This is a genomic window from Shewanella sp. 10N.261.52.F9 (assembly GCF_041471165.1).
Lineage (GTDB): Bacteria > Pseudomonadota > Gammaproteobacteria > Enterobacterales > Shewanellaceae > Shewanella > Shewanella marinintestina.
Window position 1 is genome coordinate 1 of the sequence record NZ_JBFRNX010000039.1, and the last position, 9813, is coordinate 9813.

Consider the following 9813-nt stretch of genomic DNA (forward strand, 5'->3'; position numbering starts at 1 on the left):
ATTTTGGGGATAACCAAACAGTCGAGGGAAGAGCCGCTAATCGCAGAGTTGTTTTAACAATCGAATAAGTGCGTTTAGCATAAGTGGCTGTCTAATATTAAGGAGTTTATATGGGGTTTGGATTATTAGTTTTAGGTATCATTAAAGGAGGGCAGTTCTTATTAGGTGGTTTTCTCTTAAGCCTGTGTTTCGTGCTAATCAATACGAGCTTGTCATCTGGTAAAAAGGTTATTGTAGTTGTTATTTGTTCAATAGCATCTTTCACTTTAGGATTTTGCTTTAGTATTAACGAAGGGCTAGCTGTATGATCATGTACCTATCCATTGTTTAGCTATATTCCTGTGAAGTTTAGAATAAGCAGTAAATTCACAAAAATCAGATGGCGCTTCCCTATAATCATACTATTTTTTTTGGCCATTATTGTTAATCGTCATAACGAGTTTTTTAGGTACACATCTTCCATTAAATATTTTGTTATATACGTTTGGAGTAGGTATGTGTTGTGCATTAGTTAACTTAAAGAGTTGTTATGACTTTTTAGCTTATTGCAAGTGCCATTATATAGAAGTTATTGAAGAGGGTTTGGTTTCGCATGAAGTTGACGTGAAAGAAACAATGACATGGGACAAGGTTAAATGGATAAATGTTAAAACAACTAACGATGAAATCAAATTAATTCAATTAATAACACTTAATGGCAATACAGCAGATTTATCGCGGTATGAGAACGTTGATTGCCTATGTTTAGAACTGACAAAATACGTCAATAAGAGTTTATGGAAATAGTATGTCACTATCGCAAACAACTAGGGTAAAGCAAAGCACTAACAGGTGTCATATTCTGTTAATACTTGCTTCTTTATGTTTCATCATGACAATCCAACCCTCTATAGCAAACACTTCTCCACTAATGAATAAAGAAGATATGAATGAATACAGATACCCAAATAACATTAATAAAGTAGACGAAAGAGGGCGTACGGCTTTAATTGTGGCGGCGTACGAAGGTCAATTTGACAGAGTAAGTGAATTGGTTAGGCAAGGAGCTGATATAAACATTCAAGACCGTGACGGCTGGAGTGCTTTATTATCATCGGAAACAGCAAACGTAGCTCGTTTCCTCATTCAAAATGGTGCTGATATCCATGCCGTATCGAACTCTCAAGTTAACGCACTTATGATGGCAGTTGATATAGGTGATAAGGGGTTGGTTTCTCACTTAATAGAGCACAAAATAAATGTTAATTCACAGTCTAAGACTGGGCATTCACCTTTGATGATAGCAATTCCCTCTAGTGATTTAGCACTTGTATCATACATTTTTGATAATGGCGCGGACATTAATGCGCAAACCACTCGTGGCTGGTCCCCTTTGATGATAGCCGTTGAGCACGGGGAGCTAGATAAGGTTAATTATCTTATCGCCAACGGTGCGGATATTAATGCGATTAGTAATAATGGTTGGGGAGTATTAGAGGTGGCAGCGCACAATAACCACCCAGATGTTCTAGAAGAGATGATTGATATTGTGTTTCAAAAGAATTTAACTCCGGACACGCAAAAAAAATTAACAATTATTGCAGTTAAGAATGGCGCTATCGATGTATTAAAATATTTATTAGTCGATAAAAAACTAGGAGAAGAGTATCTTCAAGAATTATTCTTACATGCCCTCACCTCGTCGCAATTCCCCTCTGTTGAATATTTAATATCAGAGGGTGTTGATGCAAATAAGTCGTTTACATGGATAGGGACTCCTAATACGACCCCATTAATGGTCGCATCAGTTAAAGACGATGTTGAAACCGTCAAATTCCTATTAGAAAAAGGTGCGGATGTTAATCGTATCGATTCAGACGGTTTGACCGCGTTAATGTATGCAGTTATTGCAGGGAACATGGATGTTGTCCGTAATTTAGTCAATGAAGGTGCTGACTTAAATGCTAAGACAATGTCTGGGGAATCACCTCTGTCCCGTATAGAGTCAAACAACGACTCTCTAATGTTTCAATATTTTTTAGAAAATGGTGTTAATGTCAATGCTACCAGCAGATTTGGTAGTAGTGTTTTATATGGCGCCAGTAGCTCTGGAAAACTGGATTATGTAAAGGCGTTAGTCAAGCATGGTGCAAAAATTGATGTGGAAGATATTAACGTTGCGGCACTTCATGGGCATGTTGAAATAGTTTCTTTTTTAACGGATAACGTACCGAAGAATTTTTTTAGTAAAGATGACTTTGCTTTATTTTTAGAGTCTGCGGCCTGGGGAGGGAATTTGAATGTTGCTAGTTACCTTGTTGAAGAGCAAGGCGTGGATGTCAATTCTGTATATAACGAAAGAAGCGCAATGATGACTTCTTCAGTATATAGACATTTGGATGTCGTAGACTATTTGATTGAATCTGGTGGCAATGTAAATCTTGTGGTTAAAAATGGTGATACGGCATTAATGCATGCTGTTAACCCCATTCAAGGTCGCCGATATAAAGACCAGGAAAACTTAGGTATCATCAAATTACTAATAAAATCTGAAGCTAAGCTGAATAATTCTATTTTAGAACACTTAATCTTAAATAATAAAGTTACGGTTTTTGAATATTTGCGAAATGAGTTGGGAGATGAAGTTGTATTGAACTCATTAAATATCGAGTCCGCTTTACGATTCTTGAAGCCCTATGGTGTTGAACGACAATACTTTCTAGAGTTTCTTAAAAGTAATGGTGTAGATGTGAATATTCCTGAATAAGGAAGGTAGCAACAACTTTGAAAGCATCTAAGGCAGTAACACTACTGATGACTATATTCAAGCAATGTCAAGTGTGTAGGTTGTCAATGAGGGTTAAGCAATGAATAAGATGTTTAAATTTCTGACATAGCAAGGAATAAGTTCTTGTTCTGAGTGATGCTATGTGAATCCGTTTATATAATCGATAAAATTTATTTTTTAAAGCATGTTGATTACAACATGCAATTAAATAATGAGGTTTTCAAGGTTTATGAACATAAACTTTTATAAAGTTAAAGCTTTGTTGGTTAGTGTGGTATTGCTAACGGGTTGTGCAACTAAACTTAATTATTTGGTCGGCTGGGATAAAAAGTGGAAGCAATGCGACGCCGATGCAAAAAAATCTAGTGTACAGTTTCCCTCGTCAAAGTGGTTTGAGTCGCTGAAAATCGAAGAGCAAAAAGCAGTATTTATTTATTTGCACAATTTAAAGCAGTACGAGTGTACTGAACTTGAAACAGTATCCTTAAAGAAAGTATTAGATGAAGCTGAAATTGCCACTCTTGAGAGTATCCTACAAGGTTTTATTTATTTCCAACCACCAAGCAATGAATTTGTTAAAAGTTTGGATAAAGTTGAGCTTGAAAAACTTTCTAAAGAAGTTGTAATGTTCGACCTTATTAAGGTTGCTGAAGAATTAATTTTTAAAGGTGGGTAATTATGAAAGTTCTAGGCTTATGTATCATCGCACATTTTATTTGCTTGCTTGGCATATATGTTTATTATTATATGGTGTTCGGTGAAAATATTTATTTTCCATTCGGGTTTTGGGCTGTTATAGGTTTATTTAGTAACCTTATCGCATATCGAGTTAATGATAATAGCAGTAATCGTACTTTACTACTGTTAAGCCGTAGCTTTGTTTATATAGTAGGTACCTTGTCATTATTGATACCTATTCTTATAACGGTATTTTTAATGAATTATAAGTATTCCATCTGATGGTTAAAATATCAATCTGCTTTTTAATTGTTTTGATACTAACTGGATGTCAATCATTGTCATATAAAGTTCAAGATCAGCAAATGGTTTCGATTACAAATATCAAAGAACTTACACCATACTTAGAGGTTCTAGGCCCAGTAGAATATGTAGGTGATATGTCTTTAGGGATTGTATTTGGTCAAGATTTTTTTGTTTATAAAATTGAATTTTCTCCTCAAGTGTTTGGTTATCAATTTATGATGACATTTGAATGCCCAAGCAATTATTACGATTTAACCCTTGTTAATGACTGGAATAAACGGAGTCCTTATTCAAAATTATTTATTGATCAATATGGGACTGCATATGAATCCTATATGTTAGAGTATTTTATGCCTATTCATGATGATATTAGAGAATTCAAGGTGATCGATTCACTCTTGCTCTGGGAAAATGCTGTAATAAAGTTTTTTGAAATTATTAACAAATCTAAAGGATGTAAATTATGAATTGGCTGGGAAGTGAAATTATATTCAGAAATATTAGTTTTATACTTTTTTTTCATTTTCCATTTCAGTAGTCGCTGAGGTAGAAGTTTTTGTCAGTAAAGTAAAGCAACCCTTCACAATTGAGTATGAACCTGAAACTGAAAAGGAGTATAAACTACGACTGAAAAACATTGCTTCACTATTTGAATACTATGGTTCAAATCCTGATTATCCTTTGCTATATATTGGTAATGACGAAAAAAGCATTGAATATACGAAGAAAGTTAATGGTGGAACATTCGGTGTATCTAGATCTCGAAGTCCTCGATATTTCGATGTTGTATATCAAGTAAAAGCGTCTGGATTTAGTGGCAATACTTATATTAGGTTAAACCGTGAAACAGCAAAAGTGAGTTTGTATGAACTCAATCCTAATAGAGTCAAACTTGTTTCTAGCTTTAAAAACGAGGATAGGATTCTTTTTAAACGTATCACTGACAAAAACATTGAACACCAGAAACTACTACTGCTATTTGCTAACCGACTTGTCGAAAGGGGGATATGCGACAGCGTTGTGTCGGGAGCAAGATATATATCTGATAGTGCAACGCTATTTTGTGGAGATGGTATGAAGTATACACAAACACTAGAGCAAATTGCTGACAATAAAAATATAGACCTTAGAGTTGTTACAAGTCACGCTGTTTTTGGTAGTTAGTGTGCTTTAAAATCGGAAAATATTTAAAACTTAAAAGCGCTAAAAATAGAGTAATCAAGCTTGCGCTTAATTACTCTATAATGTGCAAACTCTACTTGGTAAATATAAAGCAATGATAGACTTAATAAAAAAAGGGTTAGGCTACGCCATATTTTTCGGTATTTCGATACCCTTATACTTACTGTTTAGTGCACCGCCCATAGCCCTCAGTGGTATAGAGAAATACAGTAATACAGTACCCACTAAAGAGGCTAAAGAGTTAGGTATGACTCTCTTTAAGAATAAAAAGTATCTTGAAGCAAAGGCATTTTTTGAGCCTTCAGCTTATCAAGGTGATGTGGTAAGTCAACTAGCACTAGCTACAGTCTATTTCTACGATCTGACAACTGTTAACAATTACCAGCAAGCATATCGTTGGTTTAACCAAAATAGCGATAATGCCTTTGCTCAATACTATTTAAGTTTGCTATATCAATTCGGTCATGGTGTAGATCAAAGTTCATCATTGTCGCTATTTTGGCTTTTACAATCGGCAACGCAGTCTTTCCCTCCATCTCAGCACAACTTAGCTACTTTCCATTTTAATACTGGTGATTATCAAGAGGCTTACCTTTGGGCTATGTACGCTCGAGCTAATGGCTTTTCAAAGTCACGAAGTCTAGTAAAACAAGCTAGCGCACTCTTATCGCCAGCAGAAAAAGCTAATGCTGACCAAAATTATAAAAACACTAAAGTAAAGCATCACTGGGATGATGACCAGCTCAGCAAACCATTAGAAAAGGTATTGAAATAATGAAGATAACCACACTTTCGTTGGAGTTAGCATCTGGCCAAACTCAGCTGTTTGGTGAAGAAACTACTCTGGCTGGGTTAAAGGCTCAACTTAAAGATATCCTAGATAGCGTAGCTTTGGTAGACGCTAATGATGTTCTTACAATGCCTACGTTGATTATTCAAGCAAAATTTAGGCTGGTAGAAATTACCTTCACTTATGAACTGCTGGATAAAGAAGAAGGGTTGTTGGCGTTGTATTATAACAATGGTAAAGACCGAGAGCAGCAAAAGGTGTTTGGTTATGTGAGGTTCGAAGAACTAGAACAGCATTTGCAGAAACTTTTAAGGCAAAGTGAAAGGGAGTTTATTGAATACTATTTCCCTAAACAAACCAAACTTATGCAAGTAATAAAATACACCGTCATCGCGTATTTGTGTGTGGCTTCTTTTGGGTTTATGTCACTAGGATTTTTTCCTAATTTGATTTGGCGAGAAGTTTTCTTCCAAAGTGCTTATGTAGCTGCTGCTATTACTTATGTTATGAGTTTGCCAATACTAATTATTAGCAGGTTGCTGAAGGAGAAGAAAGAACAGGTTGCACTAGTAAGGCAAAGTACCACCAAACAAGTTATTGCCATCTTGGTGGTTAATGTTTTTTTAAGTTGTGGAGTTATTGTTGGCGGCAGTAACTTATTCCATGTTATTACTGCTGAAGAGGTGAAAATTGATATTGTCTTTAGCGATAAAAGTCGAGATTATTGGAGCAAACACTGTAAGGGCGGCGTGAATGTTGAGCACTTCTATGGCGCTGTTTGTTTAGAGGATAAAGCCTACTGGCAAGTTATTCATCCAGGCATAAGAGCTGTAGCGCAAGGAGAGTCTTCTGCAATTGCTTTTAATGTTGAGAGCCTGGAGCTTAAGTAACAGCTTTTTGAAAGTATAGAGGTATTAAACTTCCGACATAGCATGGTATAAGATCTAGCTCTGAGTAATGCTATGTGAATCTGTTTATATAATCGTTAAGTTTAACATAAGTGGCTGTTTAATATTACGGAGTTGATATGGGGTTTGGGTTATTAGTTTTAGGTATCATTAAAGGAGGGCAATTCTTATTAGGTGGCTTTCTCTTGAGCCTGTGTTTCGTGCTAATCAATACGAGTTTGTCATCTGGTAAAAAGGTTGTTGTAGTTGTTGAACGAAGCCGCGCTGCGGCAGAAGAGATAACAAGCCTCATTGCTTTCCCATCCTAAATACTTACTAGAGGTGACCTGCCTTGGTCGCAAATCTAGGAGTATTGTCATGAACACATCCGAACAACAACGCTTTGATTTTCTTTATGAACAACATCTTACCAACTTAACACTGCAAGGCAAGCGACCCGCAACTATCGATGCCTATAGCCGAGCTGTACGGCGGATTGCCGCTTTCTTTGACTGTTGCCCTGATAACCTGAGCACCGACGATTTGAAGCGCTACTTCGCTCAACTGATTGCATCACACTCATGGAGTACGGTTAAGCTCGACCGTAACGGTCTGCAGTTTTTCTACCGCCATGTGCTTAACCAGCAGTGGCAGTGGCTCAATATCGTTAAGCCGCCGCAGGTAACACACTTACCCGATATTCTGACCCCTGCAGAAGTGGCTATCGTCATTAGCCTTACTCACCAAATGCGTTATCAGGTGTTCTTCTTGGTGCTATACAGCATGGGGCTTAGGCTTGGTGAGGGCATATCTTTGCAAGTTGGGGATATCGATTCACAGTTAATGCAGGTGCATGTTCGTAACGCTAAAGGCGGCAAAGACAGGCTGGTTCCGTTGCCTAAACGTACTTTGCTAGCGCTGCGTTATTACTGGCAAATCCATCGTCATCCCCGTTACTTATTTCCCGGTAAAGATAGTAAGCCTGACTCATTAATGGACAAAGGCGGGATCCAGAAAGCACTAAAAAAAGTGATTGCTGAGTGCAATATTCATAAATCTATCAGCCCGCATAATCTACGCCACAGCTATGCCACTCACTTACTAGAACAAGGATTAGATCTGCGCTCTGTTCAAAGTCTGCTCGGCCATAACAGCCTTAATACCACTGCACGCTATACACGACTTACCCAGATCACTCGCAAGAACACGGTCGAAGCAATTAACCAGCTAACGGATGGTTTAGCGCTGAAATGGGAGTGTGGCGTATGAAGTTCGTCGATATTTTACATGCTCATCTTGATGCGTTTAATCAGGCATACGAGCAACAGATAACAACCGCGATGCGACAAGCCATTTATTCTATGCTCAGCTGCCGCACCAATACGGAACGCACGAGTCATTGGGCATGTCAGAGTTGTACTCATACCACTGATTATCCACTCTCATGTGGTCACCGGAGCTGCCCTCAATGCCAGCACAACACCACGGCAGACTGGCTAGTTAAACAACAGGCTAAGCTATTGCCCGTTGAGTATTACATGGTGACGTTCACTTTACCTTTTGAGCTTCGAGTCATTGCAAAACATCAACCTGAGTTGATCTACCAAGCTATGTTTTCAGTTGCGGCCAGTGTACTTAAAGACTTTGCACATAACTCAAAATCACTTGGCGGAGAGATAGGTTTCACGGGAGTACTGCATACCCACAGCAGACGCCGAGACTACCATCCGCATGTTCATTTCATCATTCCCGCTGGAAGCTTCAACAAAGACAAAAAACAGTGGAAAAAAAGCAGAGGTAAATATCTATTCAACGCTTTTAATCTCGCCACAGTGTGGCGAGCAAGGTTGCTGGAATACCTGACAAATAAGCTAGATATCACACTGCCAGCAGCAACCCCAAAGAAGTGGGTGGTAGATTGCCAGCATGTTGGCAAAGGCTTACCTGCACTGAAGTACTTATCAAGATACCTCTATCGCGGTGTATTGCCTGATAAAAATATCATCAGTAATATCGATGGGCACGTCAGCTTCGAGTATCTGGACAGCCAAACTCAGACCAATAAAGTGCGTACCTTACCCGCGATAGAGTTCCTATGGTTAGTGCTGCAGCATGTTTTACCCAAAGGGTTACGCCGAGTACGAGATTATGGATTACTTAGCGGGAACTTTCGCAAGCTGAGACAACAAATACAGTTGATGTTCGCTGTCGCAGGGGCGCTGCCTCAAGTAGTAGGAAGTCCCCTAGTTGAAGAGGTAAAGCGCATTGCGGCAATACGGCCTTGCCCTTGCTGCCAGCAGCCGATGACATTTATGGGCGTGCATGGAAACAAGCAGGTGCGACTGACAAGCTTTCATAGCCGGAGCACTTAGCAATCTAACGCCACTGTTTAAGCGGTAAGATAGCAGAATTTTGAAATTTTAGAACGCTAGAATTGAAACGCTGGAGGTGATTAAGCCTTTGAAACTATGGACTTACTTATTGGCTTTCGGTGCTAAGGGACAGCTATGGCTAGCCAAAAGTGTAAATTAAGCTTCTCGACCTAAACCAGCGTGAGCTCTCACGCCGCTATTTACTATATAAAGGTATCAAACCCCGGGCTTGTTCAACACTCGGGATAAGGACGCGGCTGCGCGCGGCCTATCCATATTTGTTATATGTTCAATAGCATCTTTCACTTTAGGATTTTGCTTTAGTATTAACGAAGGACTGACTCTTTGGCAAGAATCTGGACCTTAGAAAACAAAAGATAACGTTAACTTATTTTAGTAAAGTTAACATAGCTCCTTTTCTAAACATACGCTTAAGTAGGTTTAAAATTTAAATTTTATAATGCTTAGCATTTGGATGTATTTTTTAAATTTAGTTGCTATCTGTTTTAGTGGCATAAACGTCTAATATCCCCGCAATTGAGGATAGGAGACGTATATGTTGTTAAGTCGTAATAAAATGGCAATATCTAGCTTAGTTGCCGTGTTATTTATTGCTGGATGTGAGGATTCGTCAAATGCTTTCTCTTACCCACAAACAGAAACTGGGTTGGAGTTAACCCCCTTTGCACACGAGTTGGTACAAGGACAAACGCTGACGGTTGATTTTGCTACGCATGTCGCAGGCGACGATGACTGGACGCTTGTTGATGTGGTTGATCCTAATGGCCTAGTATCGATTGTTGAGCAGGGCCCGACCTTTGTCAAAATACA

At 38.5% G+C, this 9813-nt stretch carries 10 protein-coding genes; all 10 read left to right on the forward strand.

All coding sequences use genetic code 11. The features are described 5' to 3' along the window. The first annotated feature begins 910 nt into the window (after positions 1-910). Complete coding sequence (locus AB4298_RS20525) at positions 911-2746, forward strand: ankyrin repeat domain-containing protein (RefSeq protein ID WP_371988210.1); 1836 nt, start codon at positions 911-913, stop codon at positions 2744-2746. A gap of 250 nt (positions 2747-2996) precedes the next feature. Further along, the gene (locus AB4298_RS20530) at positions 2997-3443 is read left to right on the forward strand and encodes a hypothetical protein (protein WP_371988212.1); all 447 of its coding nucleotides are present in this window, start codon (positions 2997-2999) and stop codon (positions 3441-3443) included. A 340-nt stretch (positions 3444-3783) separates the two neighbouring features. Beyond that, positions 3784-4218 (forward strand): type III secretion system chaperone family protein, encoded by a 435-nt coding sequence (locus AB4298_RS20535; protein ID WP_371988213.1) that lies wholly within the window; start codon positions 3784-3786, stop codon positions 4216-4218. Positions 4219-4432: 214 nt separating this feature from the next. Continuing rightward, positions 4433-4915, forward strand: coding sequence for a hypothetical protein (locus AB4298_RS20540; protein ID WP_371988215.1), 483 nt, complete (start codon positions 4433-4435; stop codon positions 4913-4915). A 112-nt stretch (positions 4916-5027) separates the two neighbouring features. Next, the gene (locus AB4298_RS20545; RefSeq protein WP_371988216.1) at positions 5028-5708 is read left to right on the forward strand and encodes a tetratricopeptide repeat protein; all 681 of its coding nucleotides are present in this window, start codon (positions 5028-5030) and stop codon (positions 5706-5708) included. Further along, complete coding sequence (locus AB4298_RS20550; protein ID WP_371988217.1) at positions 5708-6613, forward strand: hypothetical protein; 906 nt, start codon at positions 5708-5710, stop codon at positions 6611-6613. Before AB4298_RS20545 ends, AB4298_RS20550 begins: the two co-directional genes overlap by 1 nt. 137 nt (positions 6614-6750) lie before the next feature. Continuing rightward, positions 6751-6939, forward strand: a complete 189-nt coding sequence (locus AB4298_RS20555) for a hypothetical protein (protein WP_371988219.1) — start codon at positions 6751-6753, stop codon at positions 6937-6939. Between the two features lie 49 nt (positions 6940-6988). Next, entirely contained in the window at positions 6989-7879 is an 891-nt protein-coding gene (locus AB4298_RS20560; RefSeq protein ID WP_371988221.1) for a tyrosine-type recombinase/integrase, read from the forward strand. After that, positions 7876-8982, forward strand: coding sequence for an IS91 family transposase (locus AB4298_RS20565; protein ID WP_371988223.1), 1107 nt, complete (start codon positions 7876-7878; stop codon positions 8980-8982). Before AB4298_RS20560 ends, AB4298_RS20565 begins: the two co-directional genes overlap by 4 nt. Positions 8983-9538: 556 nt before the next feature. Then, a partial coding sequence (locus tag AB4298_RS20570) for a hypothetical protein (protein WP_371988224.1) occupies positions 9539-9813 on the forward strand: 275 nt, incomplete at its 3' end.

What these genes read in the sequence shown, in the direction of transcription:
- AB4298_RS20525 (WP_371988210.1), top strand. Translation starts at nt 911, where the DNA reads ATGAATAAAGAAGATATGAATGAATACAGATACCCAAATAACATTAAT.
- AB4298_RS20530 (WP_371988212.1), top strand. Translation starts at nt 2,997, where the DNA reads ATGAACATAAACTTTTATAAAGTTAAAGCTTTGTTGGTTAGTGTGGTA.
- AB4298_RS20545 (WP_371988216.1), top strand. Translation starts at nt 5,028, where the DNA reads ATGATAGACTTAATAAAAAAAGGGTTAGGCTACGCCATATTTTTCGGT.
- AB4298_RS20550 (WP_371988217.1), top strand. Translation starts at nt 5,708, where the DNA reads ATGAAGATAACCACACTTTCGTTGGAGTTAGCATCTGGCCAAACTCAG.
- AB4298_RS20555 (WP_371988219.1), top strand. Translation starts at nt 6,751, where the DNA reads ATGGGGTTTGGGTTATTAGTTTTAGGTATCATTAAAGGAGGGCAATTC.
- AB4298_RS20560 (WP_371988221.1), top strand. Translation starts at nt 6,989, where the DNA reads ATGAACACATCCGAACAACAACGCTTTGATTTTCTTTATGAACAACAT.
- AB4298_RS20565 (WP_371988223.1), top strand. Translation starts at nt 7,876, where the DNA reads ATGAAGTTCGTCGATATTTTACATGCTCATCTTGATGCGTTTAATCAG.